Below are 22,763 nucleotides of genomic sequence, written 5' to 3' on the forward strand. Positions count from 1 at the left end.
AGATACTTTGCCTATGTTAGAACAGTACTTAAGAAAACTTCCTTTCTATGAGAAAACTTGGTTTCAGTTCGTTTTATTTGTACTGCGACGCTTTGAGGCCGATCGATGTCGTGAACAAGCAGGTTCACTGACCTATACCACCTTATTTGCCGTCGTTCCGATGCTAACCGTTTTTTTGGTGATCATTTCCTCAATCAAAGCACTTGAACCTGCACGGCAGCAATTACAACAACTGATCTATAGTAATTTTTTACCGAAAACCACGATTGCTTTTGATAAGGCCTTAAATGCGTTTACCGATAAATCCAGTAATTTAACCATTATTGGGATCTTATTTTTATTCGTCACCACCGTCATGATGCTAACCAGTATTGAAACAGTCTTTAACCGAATTTGGCGCGTTCGTGAGACTCGCGGCGGCATTATTGGCTTTATGCGCTATTGGACCATTATTTCTTTGGGCCCTATTCTACTCGGCAGTGCTTTTGTTATTTCGTCGACGATGGCTTCGCTCAATGTTCTGAGCAATAATTTTGCAGGCTATGAGCTTGATGGCGCATTTGTCCTGTGGCTGATTTCATTCTGCTTAACCGTCGTCGGCTTTTTTATTCTGAATTGGACCATTCCAAACCGCAGTGTCCCGATTAAATCCGCTTTGATTGCAGGTTTATTTAGTGCCGTCGTGTTTGAACTCCTAAAAAACTTATTCGGCTTCGTTATGTCGAACTTCACCAGTTATGAAATTATCTATGGTGCATTTGCTGCAATTCCCATTTTCCTGTTATGGATCTTTCTGTCGTGGAATATTGTCTTGATTGGGGTCGAAATTAGTTATGCCCTGACCGCATTTACTTCCCATAAAGAGCAAAAACGGCACCCAGTCATTATGCTACTAGATTTGCTGGAGCTGTTTTATAAAAAGCAACAGCAAGGACTCAGTGTCTCTGATGATGAAGCTTTAGATGTATTAGGGCGGGATGAATTGGGGCGTTGGCCGAGTTACGTGTTTATGCTTGAACAACAAAACTTAGTCAAACGTACCGATGACAACCAATATGTGCTAGTACGTAATTTATCTCAAGTCGATTTTTGGAGTTTTTACAGCAAACTTCCTTATCCTTTACCAAAGCGTAAAGATTTGGGTAATGTCCATCCTGATGATGTCTGGATGCAAAAAATTGGCCCAGCGTTAGTAGAATCGGATGATTACTTGGCGGCCAAACTCGCCATTCCACTGTCTACAATTTTTGATGATAAGTCTTAAGACTTCATATAAAAAAACGTGTCCAAGACACGTTTTTTTATCATCCAACTCAAATCGGCCTGAGTTTAAGACAGGTTCAAGCCGACTCAGTATTTACTGCAAAGCCATTTTAAATGCCTGTACATACTGCTTAATTTTGTGATGCAAACTCACACCCATCACACCCATCACACCCATCAACACAAAGCATGTACCTACCAAAAAGTTGAGTTCCAACTGTTCATTGAGTAACACTACACCAAAACACATGCCAAAGATTGGGGTCAAAAAAGAAAAGACTCCCAACTGCGATGCCAAATATTTTTTCAACAGCCAAAACCAAATCAGATAACTGGCAAATGACACGACAACGGTATGGAAAAGCAAACTTGTAACGGATAATACAGACCAGTGAATTGTCGCTTGTCCCATGAAAAAGCCACAGGCAATAACACTAAGAAAGCGATAAAAAGCTGATAAAACAAAGTTTGGGTCGCTGGTGCTTCTGCTAGTTTAGTCAGCCGAACTGCAATGGTCGTGGCAGCCCACAACACCCCTGCCAAGAGTGCTAAAGCATCGCCCCAAAGTGCAGAACTCGCAGCCGCTTGTGAAGCTGCAGGACGAAATAAAAATGCAATCACGATCCCCAAAAATGCACATGCAATGCCCAACCACTGGATAAATGATAAACGCTCAGAAGGCAACTTCCAGTGCAAACCCAATGCTACAAAAATAGGCGCGGTATACAGCAAAACTACGGTATGCGCCGCGGAGGTAAAACGTAAAGCTTGAGCGACCAGAAAAAATTCTGCTGCAAATAAAAGCCCAACCAAAATTCCTGCGGGTAAGTAGTCTCGCCCCCATAAAGATGTACCCTTTGCCAGCTTGATCATGGGGTAAACCATCAACGCAGATAAACCTGAGCGAAGTGCAATTTGCATCACTGCAGAAATATCGGGGGCAGCAAGCTTTAACACCACTTGTTGTAATCCCCACAAAATACACAGCCCAAACATAATCCCTGAGGCCTTACTGTCCAGCGCTTGACGACTACTCATGACCTGCTCCACTGAAAAAGATCAAAGCTCACTATAGATTTGTCTGAAATAAAACATATAATTTAAAACAGACAAGAGATCTTCTTATTCAGGCAATTTCAGCCATGCCCCAACGACAACAAAAAAAGAGCGCACCACTCAAACAATTACCAACCAATGATCATATTGATAAATTATTGTGGATCAGCTTTCGTGAAGACCCCGCGCAGTCGGTTTATCCTGTGCATGGACATGCATGGGGTGAATTTGTATATGCCTTTAATGGTGTGATGGAGGTGAATATCAATCAGATTGACTACCTTACCCCGCCACCTTATGGCATTTGGCTTCCACCCAATGTAGCCCATAGCAGCTTAAATCGTACCGATGTTTCACATGGCACCTTGTATATCCATGAAAGCTTATGCACTCATCTGCCTCAACAAGCCGGTATTATGCTCAGCTCACCTTTGGTCTCGGCACTATTTAAGCATTTGAGACAACATAGCCTGCCAGATGATGCACCTGAACACATGCGCTTACTCTATGTCTTGCTTGACCAATTACACCATGCAGAATTGGTCAGTAGCTATTTACCGCACTCTGAACACCCGACCCTAAAAAGCATTTTAGATTTTTTACATCTGCACCCTGTGGATAACAGTTCTTTGCAACAACTGGCAGTACAGCACAATATGACTGAACGCACACTCGCACGTTATAGTCAAAAAGAACTTGGCATGTCCTTGAATGAATGGCGACAGCGCTTAAAAGTCATGAAAGCCATGAGCATGCTGACAGAGGGAAAAAAGGTCGAAAGTATCGCGCTGGATTTGGGCTATGCCAATGCATCGGCCTTTATTAATATGTTTAAACGCTGGATGGTGTATACCCCCGATCAGTTTCGCAAACTGTACCATAGCCACCAATAACGCTAAAAAAAGATCACCGAAGTGATCTTTTGAATGATGAAGGTTTGAAAGTCTGCAAATTAAGCTTTGACAAAGGTATTCCACGAATAGTCTTGTTTTTTGCCTTTTAGGGTCATTTTCAACTGCTCACCCGCCTGTAATGCAGCGACCCCAGCAGGTGTGCCTGTCATGACCACATCGCCTGCTTCCAAAGTGAAGACTTGGCTAATGTCGGCCAGCAAGGTGCCAATGTCAAAAATTAAGTGTACAGTGTTGCCCGCTTGGCGCAGCTCATCATTAACATGAAAACTGTAATGCACATCATCCCAGTCCTGTACCACATCGGAAACAGCAACCCAGTCTGCCAGCACACACGAACCATCAAAGGCTTTAGCACGTTCCCAAGGCTGGCCTTTGGTTTTTAAGTCATCTTGTAAGTCACGCAAGGTTAAGTCCAAACCTAAAGTCACAGCTCCCACCGCTTGCAGGGCTTGAGCTGGATCGGCGGCTTTGCTTAGGCGATGGTCAATGCGTAAAACCAGTTCACATTCATAATGGCAGCTGCCCCATGCAGGATTCCAAGAAATGCCCGCATCTAAACTGAGCAAACTGCTCGGTGGTTTGATAAATAAAACGGGACGATCAGGAATCGCATTGCCTAATTCTTTGGCATGGTCTGCATAACTACGACCGACACAGACAATTTTAGATGGACGTGTACTCATGATCTTCCTCTGATTTTTTGATGGTGTTATGGAACAAAATGCTTATTTTTTGAAAGTATTTTCAAATTTTGCTTGATCCGCACTATCGGCCAACGCACGCTTAGGCACAATCACCACAGTACGGTTTTTCAGCTCAAGCATATAGGTCAACTTGCCACTGGCAAACTTTTGCACTTCATTATAATGGACCACTTGCTTGCGACCATTGGCATAAATTTCCGCATAATCTTGGTATAAATCGATGCCTTGCTCACTTTTACCAAACTGATATTTCACAAATTGGCGCTTAAACATCATCGGCAGAAACCAATAGCGCATGAGAATTTGTAAAACCAAGAAAAATATACCCAACGCTACATAGTAGCGACCGACACCTGAAAAGCCGAGCATAAAGCCCCACACAATAATCCCGACACTAATCAACGGCGTGATAAAACGTGTCATTTGCTTTTTACCAAAGGTCGCTAAGGCAAAACCATCTTGGGATTCTTCTAAAGTAAGGAAATAACGTGTCGATAATGCAGGCTTGTTCTCTGACATAGGGTCATATCAAATAGCTAAAAATATTGTGCTCAATACTACAACACAATCGGTCATTTTTTTAGGACTTTAGCAGATCGATGTTGATTAGCGGCGATCCACTCAAGCCGAGGCCATACCGATATCAGAACCGCATTATAAAACTGAGATGCAAGAAACAACTGAATAACTACGGCAAAAAATCCATCCATGCTATGGATTTCTACTGAACAGAAAGTGCAGACACAAAAAAACCGCAACATGTGCGGTTTTTTCAATATTGATCAAGTTGGTGCGCTCAGAGAGATTCGAACTCCCGACCCCTTAGTTCGTAGCCAAGTGCTCTATCCAGCTGAGCTATGAGCGCGACGTCTTGATGGGGTGCATTGTATATGGTTTATTTCATTTTGATAAGTCATTTTGTAGTAACAAACCATCAAATGTTTATTAATCGTACATAAATCAGATTAAGTCGCTAAAAAATATATAAATAATTACAATATTCACTCAATACATTAAAAATTAGTGCAAATTCAAAAACAGCAACCACAACTAGTATGAGATTCTTTATAATCAAATAGAAGAATTGCATAAAATTAATTTAAGATACAAATACCAAATCAAGCAGATCAATCAACTTTAAACATGAGTAAAATTGGACCAGCAATAGCATCTATACTTATCCTGCTCATCGTCATTGGCTATTCTATTAAAACAATAAAAAATCAAGTTCGATATATTGAAAGCTTACACTCAAACGAATGGCACGTATTTGAAAGGCATATGACTTCAAACTATTTTTTTACCGTGTCAAAATTTCGAGATAATAGTCAAAGCCTATATATAAGCCAGAATGGTGACGTATTTTATTCTCAACTTTGCACTAACAAACTAAAAAATATCTGTAAATTAGCTTATTCATCTGAAATAAAAGTTGAAAGTGTACTATTTTATGCTCAAATACATAAACGGACAGGGCGATATACTTCACTACATTTAAAAGACATCATTTTCATAGATCAAAACAATCGCCAACAAACATTTAATTATTTAACTACTTCTCCAGATGATCAAAACTCTATTTCTAATAAAAAAAATAGTTTATGGATTTCACTCATACTCATATTTATAAGTTATTTATTCTTCGGATCTTTGGCATCTTTTCAGATTTCCGATAGCATTCCTCAAAATATTAAAATGCAAAAAAAGATCAATAAAACTATTATTCTCGCAATCTGTATGTGTTACTGCTATTTAATTGCAATCACATTAATTACATTCTTGAGAAATTAATATTTTTCAAATATAAAATGATCAGACACAAAAAAACCGCAACATGTGCGGTTGATTGTTCAAGTTGGTGCGCTCAGAGAGATTCGAACTCCCGACCCCTTAGTTCGTAGCCAAGTGCTCTATCCAGCTGAGCTATGAGCGCATTACTTGTGTGCCAATTCAGGCGATACGTTACATACAGTTTACTTATTGGTGCGCTCAGAGAGATTCGAACTCCCGACCCCTTAGTTCGTAGCCAAGTGCTCTATCCAGCTGAGCTATGAGCGCATTACTTGTGTGCCAATTCAGGCGATACGTTACATACAGTTTACTTATTGGTGCGCTCAGAGAGATTCGAACTCCCGACCCCTTAGTTCGTAGCCAAGTGCTCTATCCAGCTGAGCTATGAGCGCGACATAAGTAAAGTTGGCGGTGAGAGAGGGATTCGAACCCTCGGTACAGTTACCCGTACGCATCCTTAGCAGGGATGTGGTTTCAGCCACTCACCCATCTCACCGTAACGTGCGGCCATAATACAAACTTCATGCTAGCACTGCAAGCACAGACACTCAATTTTTTGCATATTTCTGTTCAATTAAATACTTTTTAAACAATTTAGAGCGGATTCATTCGAATTTTTTCTTTTCTCTACATCTGCATGTTGAATAAAACAGCAGATATTCTAAATTGCCGACATAAAACACAATATTGCAATCATTTGCGTGCAGTCTGTCTTCGCATGACTTATGCTAATCCTATCTACTGACATACAGCCAAAGACATTATGAAAAATTGGGTCGATCCTGAAGCAAAAGCTGAAGCTGAACGTTATGACAACCCTATTCCGAGCCGCACGCTCATTTTAGAAACCATCGAAGAAAAAAAGACGGCGTTATCACATGCGGACTTGGTCGAAATTTTTGAAATTGCAGATCAAAAAAGCATTGAAGCACTCAGCCATCGCTTAATTGCGATGGTTCGTGATGGTCAACTGATGAAAGATGGCTTCAAGTTTCAAATTGCCGAAGAGCAACCTGAACATGAAGCAACGGTTTACATCAACAGTAAAGGCTTTGGCACGGCGAATATTGCAGGGCATGAAGACTTACTTCTACCTGAACGCGAACTGCGCCAAGTGTTTAATGGTGACCGTGTTAAAGTGCGTCAAACCTCAGTAGACCGCAAAGGTAAAGCTTGGGGCTTTATTACCGAAGTGGTGCAACACCGTGTGAAGCAAATCATTGGTAAAGTATCAATACATGATGGTGAATACTTTATTCAGCCAGCAAATCCGAATGCGCACCAACCGATTACTTTAGAAAAAGAATTAATCGAACACGCACAAGTCAAAGTGGGCGATTCGGTTCGTGTCGCAATTGATGACTACCCAACCAAAGATGAGTTGGCGACAGGTCATATTGTGCAATCGATGGCAGACAAGGCCGACACTGAAATTATTATTCCGCAAACCATTTTAGAGTTTGGTTTGCCATATGAGTTCCCAGAAGAAGTGATTAAAGAAGCAGAAAGCTTTAAAGAGCCTTCAGCGCAGGACCGTGAAGGTCGTATTGACCTACGAGATTTAGCCTTAGTCACTATTGATGGTGAAGATGCACGCGACTTCGATGACGCAGTCTATGCAGAAAAACGTCCAGGCGGCGGTTACCGTGTGGTGGTGGCTATTGCAGATGTCAGTCACTATGTCCGTTCAGGCAAACCACTAGATGATGAAGCTCAAGAACGGGGTACATCGGTGTATTTCCCTCACTTTGTTTTACCGATGTTGCCTGAAGCTCTTTCGAATGGCTTATGTTCACTCAATCCGCATGTGGACCGTCTATGTATGGTCTGTGATTTAAACCTGTCACGTGCCGGTCGCGTCACCAAGTTTGAGTTCTACCCGTCTGTGATGCACTCAAAGGCACGTTTAACCTATACCAATGTTGCCCAGTACTTTGAAGGCGACAGCAGTGCCATCCCAGAAGACCGTGATGTGCGCAAATCCTTAAACACCCTGTTCCAACTTTATCAAGTCCTCAAAGGTTTACGTGCAGAACGTCATGCTATGGAATTTGAAACCGTTGAAACCTACATGACCTTTGATGAACTGGGCGGCATTAAGGAAATTTTACCGCGTACGCGTAATGATGCTCACAAACTGATTGAAGAATGTATGTTGTTGGCAAACGTGGCAGCAGCTGAATATGCGCTACAACATGATGTGCCAATGTTATACCGTATTCATGAACCACCTGAGTTTTCACGCATTCAAAAAGTACGCGACTTTGTCAAACTTCTAGGTCTATCGTTCCCAGAACAGCCGACTCAGAAAGACTACCAAGCCGTGATTGATGCAACCAAAGACCGTATTGATGCACCAAGTATTCATGCCGTGCTGTTACGTTCAATGATGCAAGCCTACTATGGTGCGAATAACGCGGGTCACTTTGGTTTGGCATATGAAGCCTATACGCACTTCACCTCTCCAATTCGTCGCTACCCAGACTTGTTGTTACACCGTGCCATTAAAGCCAAGTTAAAACATAAACCTGCACCTCTTTCAGGGGCTGCGCTAGATGATGCTGGTCAACATTTCTCAGCGACTGAACGTCGTGCAGATGAAGCGTCTCGCTCTGTCACCACATGGTTGAAATGTCATTATATGCAGCAACATTTAGGTGAAGAGTTTGTCGGTACCATTTCTGCCGTAGCGGAATTTGGTCTATTTGTGACGCTCAAAGACTTATATGTTGACGGCATGATCCATGTTAGCCAACTGGGCGATGACTACTTTGTCTATGACCAACCAAGTCAGAGCTTGATTGGGCAGGCACGTGGTCAAAGCTTTAGCTTGGGCGATGAAGTGAAAATCAAAGTTGCAGCAGTGAATTTAGAAGACCGCAAAATTGATTTTGAATTATTGCAGCAACTCTCACATGGTGGTCGGCCCATACGTAGTCGAGCACCCCGTGTTGGCAAAGCCAAAACAGCACGAAGCGAAAGTAAAGAAGAAGTCTTTAGCGAGTCGACAAACGCCTCTCCCAGTAACAGTGGAGACCAGCCCATACGACGCAAAAAAGATAAATCCCAACCTAGCTCCTACAGCAAAAAGCCTGGTAAAAAATCTTCATCAAAGTCTGAAACGAAGGTTAAAGATAAAGTGAAGAAAAAGGCTAAACTTAAAAAGAAAAAATCAAATGCAAAAGCAAAAACTGAGTAAATGATGTAAAAGGTACTAGGGCTTCATGTTCTAGTACCTTTTTTCATAGGGCCAACATGAATTTTTTGCGTTTATTTTTAAGCAAACCCATCAGCCAATATCATCCCCTGCTTTATTTCATGGCCACGCGTAGCCGACGTGTGATGCGCTATTGGCAATGGAAAACAGATGGGAAAGACTATGCACATTCATTTTCTAACGCCCCTTTGGCTTTTCGCGTCAAAAAGCATCAGTCCGTTCTGATTCGTAAATTAGGCGACAGCGATCAGCACTGGCAACACAATAAAGTCATCAATCTCAAAATTTCCAGTCCGTGTATTTCTGGGATTTTAATCCATCCACAACAAACGTTTTCTTTTTGTCAGTTGGTGGGACAACCGACAACTCAAAAAGGCTATGTCGAGGGAATGGAACTCAGCTTTGGCCAAGCTCGCGGTGGCATCGGCGGCGGTATTTGCCAAATTGCCAATCTCATTCACTGGCTTGTCTTGCATAGCCCGTTACAAGTGGTACAACGTTCTCAGCACTCCTTTGACCCTTTCCCAGATCATGGCCGTGTACTTCCTTTTGGTAGTGGCGCTGCAATTTTTTATAACTATATCGATTATCAATTTTACAACCCCACCCCGCATAGCTTCCAAATTCGGCTTTGGTTTAGTGAGAAATGCCTAGAAGGTGAACTGCGCTGTTCCGCCGATTTAGGCTATGTCTACCATGTGTTTGAGCAACAGCATGCCTTCCTAAAAATCGGGACGGATTACTATCGTCAAAACGAAATTTGGCGACACCGTAAAGAAAAATATAAAAGCGGTGAAATCTTAGCAACTGAATGTATGACCCGTAACTTTGCCAAAGTGCTTTATCAGCCCTCACACATTGACCAACACTACCGATCATGGGCTGAATTTCAAGCAGCGCAAAACATCAAAACCAATTAAAACTTGATTTCCCACGGCATCACCCTTACATCTAGGGATAACTGAACTTTTAATTTGGCTTAAACGCATGACATTAGAAAAAGCAACCTTGCCTGTACCACAGTTTGATCAAATCACCTTAGTACAACTCCAACAGCAGATCGAACAAGCAATTCAAGAGGGTCAAAGTTTCTTAAAAGACCTGAGCGAAGTCCCTGAATCAATTCAGGCACAGCTTGCGGTCTTAGAACAAGTCGATCATTTAGAAAATAATATGAGTGAAGCATGGGGCGTGCTGTCCCACCTCAATGCCGTGATGAACAATGCTGAAACTCGTGAGGTGTACCAGTCACTATTACCAAGCTTAAGTGAATACTATACCGAGTTAGGTCAACACACAGTACTGTATCAAACCTATCAACACATTCATGATGCTGCACAATTTGATCACCTCCCTGAAGCCCAACAAAGTGCGATTAAACTTGCACTGCGCGACTTCAAACTGTCAGGGGTGGCTTTAGAAGGTGAAGCCAAAAAACGTTATGCAGAAATCTCCGCACGCTTATCACAACTATCATCCGACTTTTCCAACCATGTTCTGGATGCAACCCAAGCCTATTTCAAACCGTTAGCGGAACATGAACTGGCAGGCTTACCCCAAAGCAGTGTTGAACTGTTAAAACAATATGGTCAGCAGCGCGAACTGGATCAACCCGTTGCCACTTTAGACTTCCCATCATATCTGGCAATTATGACCTACGCGGAAAACCGTCCTTTACGCGAAGAACTGTATCGTGCCTATACCACACGTGCATCTGATCAGTCGGAACACGCTGAGTTTGATAACACCGCGGCGATGGAAGAAATCTTAAGCCTGCGTCAGGAAATGGCTGCACTGTTAGGTTTCAACAACTACGCCGAGCTTTCATTGGCCAGCAAAATGGCGCCAAATGTAGCAACGGTGGATCAGTTCTTACGTGATTTGGCTGAACATTCACGTGCCCCTGCGCTCAAAGAAGTGGCGGAGCTGAAAGCTATTGCAGCTGAAGATGGCATTGAGGATTTAAAACCGTGGGACAGCACGTATTATTCGGAAAAATTGAAAGTCCAACAGTTCAATTTATCTCAAGAAGCACTCAAGCCCTACTTCCCTGCACCCAAGATTTTGCAGGGCTTATTTAGCATTGTGAACCGTCTTTATGGGATTCAAATTGTGGAGCGTGAAGCCCCTGTTTGGCACGCAGATGCACGCTATTTTGAACTCGAAGATCAAGGTGCAGTGGTCGGTGGATTCTACTTTGACCTCTATGCACGTCAGGGCAAACGTGGTGGCGCATGGATGAGTGGTTTCCGCTCTCGCACCCAAACAACGCAAGGCCTACAAAAACCTATTTGCTATATGGTGTGTAACTTTACGCCACCTGTGGGAGATCAAGCAGCGCTGCTGACACATGATGAAGTGATTACCTTGTTCCATGAATTTGGACATAGTTTACATCATATGTTGACAGAAGTTGACAATATTGCGGTTGCGGGGACACACGGCGTGGCATGGGATGCGGTAGAGTTACCAAGCCAATTCATGGAGTTTTGGGCATGGGATACCGAAAGCTTAGACCTGCTCAGTGCACATATTGAGACCCAAGAAACCTTACCAAAAAGTCTACTGAAAGCCTTGCTGGACGCGCGTTTCTTCCAATCTGGCATGCAAAGTTTACGTCAAATTGAGTTTGCCCTGTTCGATCTCAGCATTCATAAAGCAGCCCCTGCTTTGAAAGCAGATCAGATCCAAGCCACCTTAAATGACATCCGTGCACAATACGCTGTTTTAGAGACTACTCCTTATAACCGATTCCAACATAGCTTCAGCCATATTTTCGCAGGCGGCTATGCAGCGGGTTATTATTCTTATAAATGGGCGGAAGTTTTGGCCAGTGATGCCTTCGATCGCTTCGAAAATGAAGGGATTTTTAATACTGCCACTGGAAAAGAATTTCGTCAGTTTATTCTAGCAGTTGGCGGAAAAGATACAGCGCTTGATGCATTTATCAATTTCCGTGGACGCGAGCCAAAAATAGATGCTTTACTTCGTCATCAAGGTTGGACGAACCGCTAAAAAAGTGAGTAAACTAGGCGCCTAAATTGTTCAGAAGGTAAGTCTAATGACTATTAAACGTCGTTTCATTGCAGGTGCAAAATGTCCTAAATGTCAGGCGATGGATCGAGTTGTTATGCTTACCTCGAATGACGATGAATGGATTGAATGTATCGACTGTGGTTATTCTGAGAATCGTCCAACTCATGTAGACGAGCCTCAGATCGCCGCTATCCCTGACGAGGTTGGGGTCATTCAATTTAAACCACGTCAATCCAAAGAATAAAGGTTGAATCGAATGTCGTCCGTACAACACAACAACCCTAAATTACTCTGGGGTATTACAGCAGGTTTAGTCGCAATCATTGCGATTTTTGCACTTTATCAATGGTTGTTTGCTGCACAAGAGTCTGCAACACCGATGCACCAAGCGGAGTTGATTCAACCGACCGTGAAGGCGCTTCCAGAAGCTGAAAAAGCAGCTTCGACCGCCATGGCTGACAACACCATTAAATTGGTCGAAGAAGATATTTTAAAAGCACCTGTACCTGAAAATGCCTCACTTGCCAAAGAAGAAGTGGCGAAACTGGACGATATTCAAAGCCAGTTGAAGGAACAGGAAAAGAGCTTGCAAGCACAGCACAAAGATGCCGATGAACTGGTAAAGCTCAAAGAAGAACAAATTAAACTGTTAGAAGCCCAATTGGCTGCTCAGTAAAATACGGTTATTATTTTAAAGACGTTAGCCTATCGACTGATACGCTAACGTCTTTTTTTGCCCTGCTGCTTCATCCACCTTTTCAATCAGCGCAAAGCCATTACACAACTCATCATCTCTTTTGAACCACCTCCACTAATAAAGTCGCTATACATCACAACCCCTAGCTCATGCCAAGGATATCTTTTAGAAGGAGTTTATTTGTCGATTAGCTCTTATCATTGAGCAAGTAAGGGCTGATTTTTTAAGATGGGACGCTTAACAATACCCTTGTACTTTGTTTTGATTTGAGTGGGTAGTCGCTACAAAGAAACCATTTTCCTTAAAATCATCATGAATAAAATCCAAAGCATAAAAAAGCATCCGAAGATGCTTTTTTATGGTCTAACTCAAGTTCACAACTTAGTGATACCAGCCAAATAACTTAAAGAAGTATGGAACATAAGCAATGATCAGCATCGCTGGGAACAACACGATCAAAGGTAAAATCCAACGTTCATAACGATAATAGAAAGATAAATGACGCACTTCCTCATCGGCCTCATTCACCTCGGCATCACCAATGGATTGTCTTGCTAAAAGATGATTAAGAGCCACAGGTGGTGTCACATAGCCCAACTCAAAGCCAATCAAGGTGATCATCCAAAAATGGACAGGATGAATACCATATTGATAGGCCACAGGTGCAACCGTCGCAGAAATCAAGATCACGGCGCCAAACGGATCCATAATCATCCCAACAAAGACCATCAACCCCAAAATCAGGGTAATGACCAAGAACGTACTGCTAATATCAGTCGGGAAGAAACTCATTACCTCCGTACGTTCAAGCAATCCGCCCACGCTCACCGACAGTGCCATTAAAATAACCAAAGCACCAATGTGTCCAACGGTTTCACTGATCGAGATATGCATCGACTTCCAAAAACCGACTTGGCGTAACACGTCCATGGAACTAGATTGAACCACCCCATGATTCACCACTTGTCCATCATCTGCGGCATTACCATGTAGCCCTTCACGGTATTCTGCATGGGCAACTTGAGCCCCAGCCAATGCAGGTTCACCACCCGAGTTATAATTTGCGCTGAGTGTCTCATCCCAATGCCCCACAGCAGGTAAAGGCGCAGGCTGATGACGTAATTTATCAAACAACACGATCATCAATAAAATCACAGGCATCATCACAGGTGCAGTAAATTCATTTAGGTCAGTGTCTAATAAGAATTTATAGAACATCCACGTGAGGACAAAAATCACGATATAAGGCACAACTGCTAAGAAAGCACGCCCTGATTTCGGTGCGGCCAAACTCGGTGCCGCGATGCGGAATTTACTCTCTGCAAAGAAGAGTGAAACCACTAAAAACAGTGTTGAGGTCAGTAAGAACGTGTAAACACCATATTGATAAAGCAGGTCCGTCGTGACTTCTTTGTTTAAGGATGCCACCACGACAATCAATAAGCATGGACGCAAAACAACACCCAGCGAACCCGACATTGCCGTTGCAGCCAAAGCAAACTGACGACGTCCACCTGCATTCCAGACTTCTTTATAAATAATCGCCCCTGCTGCAATCACAAAGATCCCCGATGCACCCGTATATGCGGTCGGTAAAGCCGCAGCGATTAAAATCAACCAAGTTAAAGTTTCAGGTGCCAAATTCCATGGACGCAAAATATTTAAGAACAGATCCACGACACGGGTTTGTTTCAACAACATACCCGCCCAAATAAACAGTGCTAAATTCAGAAAAATACTCGAGAACTCAACCAACTGTCCCAAGTAAATCCCTTGCCCCATGGGGTAGTCCATGAAGAAGATAAATGCCACACCCGTAATCACTGCCATGTAGGCATACAGAGGAACACTCAGAAAAGCAAAGCCTAGACGTCCGCCGGCTTTGGCCTCTTTCGGTGGGCTAAACAGCTGCCACACACTTATCAAGGTGAGTACCGAAAACAGAATCATCCACAGCCAATAAATCAGCTGGGTTTCGCCATTCATCGGTACACCCGAGTCTTTGACTGAGTTAAATTGACTAATGCTTGAGTAAGTTAATAAACCATTACCCAGTGTCATCAGTAAGCTATAAACACGATAATCCAGCTTGGTTGCAGGGCCACGCAAACCAATATGATGGATTTTTAAGGTGGCACTAATCGCAGCTAAGACCACCATAAAAATTAATAGAATGGCGCGATTTTCTGTTCCAAACTTAAAAATACCAAAAAAAGTGGTTTCAAAATTACGATAGGCACGAATACTTGGATGTGCCTCCATATGTTGCATGGCTTTATCATAAAACTCATACTTTTCTTCACACTGCTGTACACCTGCCAAAATGGACGCACGCACATCCGCTTCCGAAGCCGTACCAAAGAAGTCAGCGAACTCATCTGCGGCGTTGGCTTGCATTTGGGTTTTGACCAAAGCATCCACATTCGGCTGACGATTACACTCTGGTTTGGCAGGCTCTGCCCTTAAAAAAGAGTACTGCATACCCGTGGCTGGATCGCCATATAAGCGCTCACCCATACGCAGTAATTGGCCATGAATCATTTCACCTGTACCAATTAACAGCGTAAGTAACAGTAAAATCAGAATGACAAAAGTAGAAATCCACTCGGTCCATATATACTTCAGCAGATCGAGTCCTGATCTGCGCTGTCCATGATTTTGCATGTTGTTTCCTATTTTTATTACCGTTCTGTCCAGCGCAATACACCGTAGAACCTGTCGTTTTAGTCGGCTCGAGCTTGTCCTTTCTCTCTGCCTTTAGATTTTTGTTTTGTTTATCTTTGCATCAAATTTATATTTTTGAATATGACAATCTAGATTTTCTTTTTAGAATTTAGGTCAATCCTCTATTCATCAAATAGATTCACCCCGATTAAATACAAAGCTGCAATCACAATTCCCCAGATCACGCCCAACAAATGTGCTTCGACCAAAACTGGACTCCCGATCAGTTCAGCCGTAGCACTCTCGCCAAAGGTATTTTCCCAAATCAATTTGCCTAAAATAAGAAACAACACCAAACTCGCAAACATCCGTTCTTTACGGTATAGCAAATGGACAATGGCTATGGCAGTGAACATCCCATGCAGCACACCTGACAACCCTGCATAGGCTTCAATATCACCCAAAAAATAATAAAAACTCAAACTAATCAGCGGCGGTAAAATCAGCAATAACGCCACAAAATGCCAAACACGGGCCCGTGGAAAAATAAAAGGCAAACACATAAAAGCCAGCATATTGAGTGCAAAATGAATCCATCCCACATGCACCCAGTGCGCTGTCCACAAGCGCCAAATTTCAGGAAAAATATCCACTCGCCAATAAATAAATTGATCTTTAAAAATCTGTAGGCATGCCGAGATCGACACGACAAACGCAATCAAAATGATTTTTCGATTCAAAAATTGATCATGCATCACATGTCCTTATCGTGTTGCTCATTTATTTATTGTTATTTTTTCTGCGCTTCGGCTCAGTTTAAAATTGGTTAACTTTCACTAAACAACTCATCTAGCTCAGAACGGTCTTCTTTTTCATCCCAGAAATGTGCCGTACCACCATCCCCAGTTCGTGTCCCCGTGTGTTCAGTCCAATAACGATCTGAAATCCCCTGAACCATACTCGAGGCCATACTATCAATCAGTTTAAATTGTGGATTACTCTGTTTTTCATCGCTATAAGAGGCCGCATAACTTTTCAATGCATCACGAATCTTGGCATCGTCCCCACTGGCTTGAGCCGCTATTGCATACATTGCATGAGATAAACGAACCCCTTTTTGCTCCCCAATTTGCATCGATTGTTTCAAGGTCTGATACGGATCAGGTTTGCCTTCACCCGCACCTGGCAATAAGGTCCAAATCACCGCACGTGTTGCATTCGGCGCACCCCAAAACTTTTCATTGTCTAGACATACCATCCCACGTTCAACAATAGCCGCAATGTCTTTAGGAACATTGACTACACCACCAGAGTTAATATCATTGGTCATGGCTTGTAACCCACTCAACATCCCCAGCATATATACAGTTTGATCCAAATCACTGTTCATTTTTGGGCAGCCTTCACCCAATGGTTTCTTATATTTCTTTTCCCATCGGTTTTGAAAAAGTTGATAGCCAGTATATTGACGTTGTGCTGCAGTCGCCGCCCAACGCTTTTGTTCAATTCGAGCATCCTGTGCTTCAGAGACATTGCCTGCTTTCGAGGCACGCAAATAACGTAACTCTGCCTCAAGCGCCTGATTCTCCGCACAAATACCTGATGCTGAATAAAGTAGAACCGCCACACGCGTTGGATCTGCCCCCATGTCTTTGGTCGACATAATCGCAGGAGTCAAAGCATTGCCTGAGTTACACACCATCTCAGCGTCTTCCATGGCTAAAATAGGCGGTACTATATGTTTTTCACTAAACCCAAGCGCAACATTGGCGCCTGTTTTAACCACTTGTGAACAACCCGAAAATAATAAACTTGTAAGCACTACAACAGCCACACCTTGGCCTATTTTTTGGACTTGCGACATTTTCCTGGCCTCTATTTGTATAATTGTATGTGTCCATGCTGATAAACATAGCAGAAGCATTTTCCGAAGAAAAGAGTATTTACTCTAAATCAGACCACTACTCTGCCATGAAATAAAAAGCGGAAAATTGACTAAAATGACGCCTTAACTTTTTTTTAGGCAAAAAAAAGTAGCATAGCGACGGTTCGGCACATGCTACTTATCAACTGGGAAGCCTAGCTAGGCTTTGTTTGGTGCAAATCGTTCCTTCAGCACAGTTCCTAATCGTCCTATAACAATCGCTAACACAATTGCTACCAATAGAAACATCCAAGTTGGGATCATCATACGATTTTCCTTGTTTGCTGTTGGTGATTTGAATGTACATTTTAAGATCAAAAAACTGTAGGAAAGTTGTCTGACAATCCAAAAAAGCACATCAGTTTCTTCAGATATGTCAGACAACGCAAAATACGATATGGTTATATTTATTATTTTTCAATAGTTTAGGTTGATATTACGAATTAAAATTGTCCAACAATTATTGCATTTTAGTAAGTATTTTCAGGGCTTTCCATTGCGTGATGGGTAACTGATCACACCAAACCAACATCGGTTTTGCTCTAAAATGTTGAAAATAAATCACAATATAAGCACGATGATCCACAATATGGCTGATTTGAACGCGTTGCGCATTGGTTTGTTTCTGAAGTGACAAAGACCAATCACGGCCATCTAAATGCTGAAGCTGAAAATGTTGCGGCCCACGTAGAAAAAACAAATACAGCACAAAGCCAGCAACCAAAGCGATCAGCCACAGTCCAAAAGGAAGTAGCTGATACAGGACCAGCATCAGAACGGCATAAATCGACAACTGAAACACATAAGCCAAACGGCTGGGTTTAAGTTGAAAATGACGATGTTCCATTGCACTTATCCGTGTACATAATGCTTTAATTTTTGAATCAATGTTTTCATTTCAGGGTGCGGCGGCTCAGAGACTTCCATAAACCAATCCAGCAAATCAGGATCTTCTTGTTCAACCAAGGCCGCAAACATGGCCTTTTCTGCAGAATCCGCCTGAAGATAATAATTTTTCACATAAGGGTCAAAGTACACATCAATTTCTTTTAAACCACGACGTGCACGGTAGATTACTTTACGTTCTTCTAGGCTCATTTCTTCAGTCATTACATTCCCCAAATTAATTGAAACGGCTTAGTTTAACCGATCACACCGCCCTCGCCACTAGTTAAATGTCGCAATTTTAACAACTGGCAAAACTCATCAAAAAATCAAATAGATTTGAGCATTCAGTCCATTGTCGCATGTCCTGCTTTTCACTACTCTCTTAGCAAAATAACAACATCAGGATGAGCTTCCATGCAATCAGGCGCAATTCGCCCGTTACACAATATGCTGCCGCGTAACTTATTTAATGCTGAACATGAAGCATTTCGAGAAACTGTGCGAAAGTTTTACGCCAAAGAAGTCGTTCCGAATATTGAAAAATATGAACAACAACAACATGTCGATCGTGAACTATGGAATAAAGCAGGTGCCATGGGACTACTGTGTGCCACTATGCCTGAGGCTTATGGTGGCTCGGGTGTAGACCGCTTGTACAGTATGATTTTGATTGAGGAACAAGCCTATGCCATGGATTCCTCGACAGGGTTTTCACTACACTCTGACATTGTCGCGAACTATATCAATAACTTTGGTAGTGAAGCACAAAAACACTATTGGTTAACGCGGATGGCTTCGGGTGAAACCGTAACAGCAATTGCTATGACTGAACCTGGCACAGGCTCAGACTTGCAAGCGGTACGAACAACAGCTGTTTTAGACGGGGATGACTATATTATCAATGGCTCCAAAATCTTCATTACCAACGGCTATCTCTGCGATATGGCGATTGTGGTCTGCAAGACAGGCGACAGTGAAAAAGGTTCAGCCAATCTCTCATTAATCATCGTTGAAGCTAATCGTGCAGGATTCAGTAAAGGTAAACCCCTCAATAAAATTGGAATGAAAGGACAAGACACCTGCGAATTGTTTTTTGATCATGTGCGCGTGCCTAAAGAAAACTTGCTCGGGATGGAAGGCATGGGCTTTATCATGCTGATGAAAGAACTGGCTTGGGAGCGCATGTTGGTGGCCATTATCTGCCAAGCGGGGGCAGAAGCAGCACTGGCGCATACCGTTCAGTACACCAAAGAGCGTAAAGCCTTTGGAAAAGCGATTTCAAGCTTTCAAAATACCCGCTTTAAACTGGCGGAGTTACGTACAGAAATCGATTTTTGCCGCGCTTACCTCGACCGTTGTATGCAATTGCAACTGGAAGAGAGTCTCGGCATTGATGCCGCAGCGGCTGCCAAATATAAAATTTCCGAGATGTTTTCTAAAGTTGTCGATGAATGTCTACAACTGCATGGCGGCTATGGCTATATGCTGGAATACCCGATTGCACGGGCTTATCTAGATAATCGTGCCAATCGCATTTATGCAGGAACCAATGAAATTATGAAAGAGTTAATTTCCCGTTCACTCTAAGATCAAAAAGCCCCTCTTTCGATGGGCTTTTACTTTTAACAATGTACTTGATGAAACTCCGCAATCAAGGCAACCACCAACTCTGGCTGCTCTTTATGTGGCATATGATGTAGACCTTCTAAAATGTGCAGCTCAGCCTGTCCAGACACCCCTTCAAAAATCTGCTGAGGTTGTCCAGTACTGCCATATTCATCCAGTTCACCATGAATAATCAACGTTGGACAACACACACCATCAATCACTCTGGCCAAATTCCAATCTTGAAAAGCGGGCGATAGCCATGTTTCAGTCCATGCATCAAGCACCCACTGCGCCTTTTCTGGGTGATACCTCTCCAAACGCTCCATTTGTCCCGCTTGTTGAAAGCCAATTTTTGCTTCACTTATCCCCTTCAGTGTCAGTGCTTCAACCGCATACTGTGCAGAGATTGAAATTAATCCTTGGCAACGCTCTGGATAAGCCGCAGCAATCGCAACAGACATCCCCCCACCCACGCTATGCCCTAGAATGACAAAGTGCTGTATCGAAAAATAATCCAATACAGCTTTAAAGGTCTGTTCTGCTTCAGTGATGACAAAACTATGTGCCAAGGGCTGTGTACTCGCATCAGATAAACCAAAACCCAATCGATCATAGGCATAGACCACTCGCGCAGTCGCTTGTGCCAGTTGGGCAGGAAAATCTCGCCACAAAGCCACACAACCTAATGAATCGTGCATTAAAATAATCGGAGCTACAGCGTGATCTGCTGCATCAGTGTGCCATTTTTTAGCATGAATCATGTTTGACGCAGATGGGACTTGGTAACTTTGTTCTAAGATATTCAAAATATTCCCTATTCTTTATCTTTTAAGTTTTTAAAATCATCCACCAGTCCTACAGTTTAAGAAAGTAAAAACAGAACACCCTAAAGTCATTTCCATAAAAAAGGAGCGTTACGCTCCTTTTAAAATCAGCTACTCAGCCTAAGACACCAATTTAGGTTTCTGATTCAATGCTGCATCACGTTTAGCAAATTTCAGTACTCCATCCTCAAAAGAAGCACTTTTCAATGTCTTACGATCCGCAAGATAATTATTGCTGACTTTCCATGGCGCATGTTTACCCTGTTTTGGCATCACATTGGCAGCACGTGCAATATAACCCGAGCTTAAACTGCCCATGACCGTATCATCCATCAGCTCTGTCGCGTCACCTTGCGGGATCACTTCAGCCCACTGCTTTTGATCCATATAGTTGAGTAAGCGGCAAATATATTCAGCTGCAATATCCACTTTCAAGGTCCATGACGCATTAATATAACCAATAATCATCGCCATATTCGGTACATCACTGACCATCACGCCCTGATATAACATATGTTTAGAGGTATCTAACGATTTACCGTCAATGGTCGCTTGTATACCACCCAAGATTTGAATTTCTAGACCAGTGGCTGAGACGACAATATCGGCCTCTAAATGCTTACCAGACTTTAATTGGAGACCCGTTTCAGTAAAGCGCTCAATCTGATCTGTCTCAACACTGGCTTGGCCTGAACGAAGAATTTTAAATAAATCACCGTCTGGCACCACACATAAACGTTGGTCCCAAGGATTATATTCAGGGGTGAAGTGTTTCATGTCCACTTTACCTTTGAGCTGCATTTTAATCGACTGGAGCAGCAGTCGGCGTAACAATTTCGGTTGTTTCTGCGCGAGTGCGTAAATCCCGCGTTGCATTCCAATATTACGTGCACGAGTCAATTTATACGCCACATCTTCCGGCAACACTTTACGCATTTTGTCATATACAAAATCGATCGATGGCACTGAAGCAATATAGGTTGGAGAGCGTTGTAACATGGTGACATGCGCCGCCCCACCTTTGGCCATCGCAGGCACCAATGTAATCGCAGTCGCACCACTACCAATAATGACGACTTTTTTACCTGTATAATCTAATTTTTCAGGCCAAAACTGTGGATTTACAAACTCGCCTTTAAATACTTCTTTATTTGGGAAATCAGGTTGGTAGCCTTTGTCGTAGTTATAGTAGCCTGTACAGCCAAACACAAAATTTGCAATCCAGTTTTCTTTTTTGCCTTTTGCATTCTCAATCACTACCTGCCACTTTTTCTGAGCAGAATCATAATTGGCGCTGAGTACGCGATGCTTAAAATGAATTTTTTCTTTGAGTTTCTGTTCATCAATGACTTCCGCCAAATAGCCCTTAATCGAAGAACCATCTGCCAAAACGCTGGCTTGTTGCCACGGTTTAAAATTAAAACCAAAGGTCGACATATCTGAATCAGAACGAATACCTGGGTATTTAAACAAATCCCATGTTCCACCAAAGCTGTCACGACGTTCAATAATTTCAAACGAACGTTGTGGGCAATGCTTGGTTAAATGTGCCGCAAGGCCAATGCCTGAAATACCAGCACCTACAATGAGCAGATCGACGTGCTTATCCATGTTGTTTTTATCCTGTCTTATATTCTGTTCTTATTAAACCATAAAACTGACAATACACAATGTCAAGTTTAAGCAGATCTTTCGTAAAATATGTCACTACAGGCCAAAATACAAAGATTGTCGAACAAAAACCCATAAAAAAAGACCAGTGAAACACTGGTCTTTTTCTAAGAACAACTGAACAGTTCTACGAAATTATTTAACTTCGCGATCTACTAGTTCAACGTAAGCCATCGGCGCAGCATCACCTGCACGGAAGCCCGCTTTAAGAACACGTAGATAACCGCCGTTACGTTCTTTGTAACGAGGGCCAAGAACGGTAAATAATTTACCAACAGTTGCTGCTGAACGAGTACGAGCAAACGCTAAGCGACGGTTTGCAACAGTATCGTTTTTAGCTAAAGTGATTAAAGGCTCAGCTACACGACGTAACTCTTTTGCTTTAGGCACAGTTGTTTTGATCAACTCGTGCTCAAACAAAGAGTTAGCCATGTTTTGAAACATCGCTTTACGATGGCTGCTTGTACGGCCTAATTTCACACCACTATTACGATGACGCATGGTGA

The 22,763-nt window shown here is 42.6% G+C and carries 18 protein-coding genes, 5 tRNA genes and 2 pseudogenes; 8 read left to right on the top strand and 17 right to left on the bottom strand.

Annotation, left to right across the window (positions count from 1 at the left end; all coding sequences use genetic code 11):
• Nucleotides 1-13: 13 nt before the first annotated feature.
• The gene (locus tag F986_RS01145) at nt 14-1,264 is read left to right on the top strand and encodes a YihY family inner membrane protein (protein WP_004691249.1); all 1,251 of its coding nucleotides are present in this window, start codon (nt 14-16) and stop codon (nt 1,262-1,264) included.
• A gap of 93 nt (nt 1,265-1,357) precedes the next feature.
• Here the strand turns inward: F986_RS01145 and F986_RS01150 are convergent.
• Nucleotides 1,358-2,301: pseudogene (locus F986_RS01150) on the bottom strand (DMT family transporter).
• 104 nt (nt 2,302-2,405) lie between these two features.
• Between F986_RS01150 and F986_RS01155 the strand changes: the two are divergent.
• Nucleotides 2,406-3,212 carry an AraC family transcriptional regulator gene (locus F986_RS01155; RefSeq protein WP_004691254.1) on the top strand — a complete coding sequence of 269 codons (807 nt, stop codon included), beginning with the start codon at nt 2,406-2,408 and terminating at the stop codon, nt 3,210-3,212.
• Between the two features lie 59 nt (nt 3,213-3,271).
• Here the strand turns inward: F986_RS01155 and F986_RS01160 are convergent, their stop codons facing one another.
• From F986_RS01160 to F986_RS01195, 7 genes are all read right to left on the bottom strand, one after another.
• Nucleotides 3,272-3,916 (bottom strand): fumarylacetoacetate hydrolase family protein, encoded by a 645-nt coding sequence (locus F986_RS01160; protein WP_004691257.1) that lies wholly within the window; start codon nt 3,914-3,916, stop codon nt 3,272-3,274.
• Between the two features lie 42 nt (nt 3,917-3,958).
• The gene (locus F986_RS01165; RefSeq protein ID WP_004691260.1) at nt 3,959-4,456 is read right to left on the bottom strand and encodes a YcxB family protein; all 498 of its coding nucleotides are present in this window, start codon (nt 4,454-4,456) and stop codon (nt 3,959-3,961) included.
• A gap of 269 nt (nt 4,457-4,725) precedes the next feature.
• Nucleotides 4,726-4,802 (bottom strand) — tRNA-Arg (locus F986_RS01170).
• A gap of 991 nt (nt 4,803-5,793) precedes the next feature.
• A tRNA-Arg gene (locus tag F986_RS01180) sits at nt 5,794-5,870 on the bottom strand.
• A 48-nt stretch (nt 5,871-5,918) separates the two neighbouring features.
• Nucleotides 5,919-5,995, bottom strand: a tRNA-Arg gene (locus F986_RS01185).
• Between the two features lie 48 nt (nt 5,996-6,043).
• Nucleotides 6,044-6,120: transfer RNA gene (locus F986_RS01190), tRNA-Arg, on the bottom strand.
• A gap of 14 nt (nt 6,121-6,134) precedes the next feature.
• A tRNA-Ser gene (locus F986_RS01195) sits at nt 6,135-6,224 on the bottom strand.
• Nucleotides 6,225-6,488: 264 nt separating this feature from the next.
• Between F986_RS01195 and rnr the strand changes: the two genes are divergently transcribed.
• From rnr to F986_RS01220, 5 genes are read left to right on the top strand one after another with little or no spacing between them, the layout of a single operon-like run.
• Nucleotides 6,489-8,927: a ribonuclease R gene (rnr, locus tag F986_RS01200; RefSeq protein ID WP_026056488.1), complete on the top strand. Its 2,439-nt coding sequence runs from the start codon at nt 6,489-6,491 to the stop codon at nt 8,925-8,927.
• Between the two features lie 56 nt (nt 8,928-8,983).
• Nucleotides 8,984-9,865, top strand: coding sequence for a VanW family protein (locus tag F986_RS01205; RefSeq protein WP_004691265.1), 882 nt, complete (start codon nt 8,984-8,986; stop codon nt 9,863-9,865).
• Nucleotides 9,866-9,917: 52 nt separating this feature from the next.
• Nucleotides 9,918-11,960, top strand: coding sequence for a M3 family metallopeptidase (locus tag F986_RS01210; RefSeq protein WP_171057591.1), 2,043 nt, complete (start codon nt 9,918-9,920; stop codon nt 11,958-11,960).
• A 52-nt stretch (nt 11,961-12,012) separates the two neighbouring features.
• Entirely contained in the window at nt 12,013-12,225 is a 213-nt protein-coding gene (locus F986_RS01215; protein WP_171057590.1) for a YheV family putative zinc ribbon protein, read from the top strand.
• Nucleotides 12,226-12,237: 12 nt separating this feature from the next.
• Entirely contained in the window at nt 12,238-12,657 is a 420-nt protein-coding gene (locus tag F986_RS01220; RefSeq protein WP_004691270.1) for a hypothetical protein, read from the top strand.
• A gap of 402 nt (nt 12,658-13,059) precedes the next feature.
• On the opposite strand, the gene F986_RS18755 is transcribed toward F986_RS01220, so the two are convergent.
• From F986_RS18755 to F986_RS01245, 6 genes and pseudogenes are all read right to left on the bottom strand, one after another.
• Nucleotides 13,060-13,641 (bottom strand): TRAP transporter large permease subunit, encoded by a 582-nt coding sequence (locus F986_RS18755; protein WP_407079387.1) that lies wholly within the window; start codon nt 13,639-13,641, stop codon nt 13,060-13,062.
• A 98-nt stretch (nt 13,642-13,739) separates the two neighbouring features.
• Nucleotides 13,740-15,342 (bottom strand): annotated as a pseudogene (locus F986_RS01225) (TRAP transporter large permease subunit); the annotation flags it as partial.
• Between the two features lie 182 nt (nt 15,343-15,524).
• Nucleotides 15,525-16,097, bottom strand: a complete 573-nt coding sequence (gene rrtA / locus F986_RS01230; RefSeq protein WP_004691274.1) for a rhombosortase — start codon at nt 16,095-16,097, stop codon at nt 15,525-15,527.
• 71 nt (nt 16,098-16,168) lie between these two features.
• Nucleotides 16,169-17,206 (bottom strand): hypothetical protein, encoded by a 1,038-nt coding sequence (locus F986_RS18490; RefSeq protein ID WP_004691275.1) that lies wholly within the window; start codon nt 17,204-17,206, stop codon nt 16,169-16,171.
• 520 nt (nt 17,207-17,726) lie between these two features.
• Nucleotides 17,727-18,113, bottom strand: coding sequence for a protein YgfX (locus F986_RS01240; protein WP_004691280.1), 387 nt, complete (start codon nt 18,111-18,113; stop codon nt 17,727-17,729).
• Between the two features lie 5 nt (nt 18,114-18,118).
• Nucleotides 18,119-18,376: an FAD assembly factor SdhE gene (locus F986_RS01245; protein ID WP_004691282.1), complete on the bottom strand. Its 258-nt coding sequence runs from the start codon at nt 18,374-18,376 to the stop codon at nt 18,119-18,121.
• 192 nt (nt 18,377-18,568) lie between these two features.
• On the opposite strand from F986_RS01245, the gene F986_RS01250 reads away from it, so the two are divergent.
• On the top strand, nt 18,569-19,741 hold the full coding sequence (locus tag F986_RS01250; RefSeq protein ID WP_004691284.1) for an acyl-CoA dehydrogenase family protein: 1,173 nt from the start codon (nt 18,569-18,571) through the stop codon (nt 19,739-19,741).
• A 35-nt stretch (nt 19,742-19,776) separates the two neighbouring features.
• Here F986_RS01250 and F986_RS01255 read toward each other — a convergent pair whose 3' ends face one another.
• From F986_RS01255 to rplQ, 3 genes are all read right to left on the bottom strand, one after another.
• On the bottom strand, nt 19,777-20,568 hold the full coding sequence (locus F986_RS01255) for an alpha/beta fold hydrolase (RefSeq protein WP_004691286.1): 792 nt from the start codon (nt 20,566-20,568) through the stop codon (nt 19,777-19,779).
• A gap of 138 nt (nt 20,569-20,706) precedes the next feature.
• Entirely contained in the window at nt 20,707-22,197 is a 1,491-nt protein-coding gene (locus tag F986_RS01260; RefSeq protein WP_004691288.1) for a flavin-containing monooxygenase, read from the bottom strand.
• 195 nt (nt 22,198-22,392) lie between these two features.
• A complete protein-coding gene (gene rplQ / locus F986_RS01265) occupies nt 22,393-22,758 on the bottom strand; it encodes a 50S ribosomal protein L17 (protein WP_004691290.1) in 366 nt (121 codons plus the stop codon).
• Nucleotides 22,759-22,763 lie beyond the last annotated feature (5 nt).

Origin of the sequence: Acinetobacter johnsonii CIP 64.6, assembly GCF_000368045.1 — a bacterium.
Lineage (GTDB): Bacteria > Pseudomonadota > Gammaproteobacteria > Pseudomonadales > Moraxellaceae > Acinetobacter > Acinetobacter johnsonii.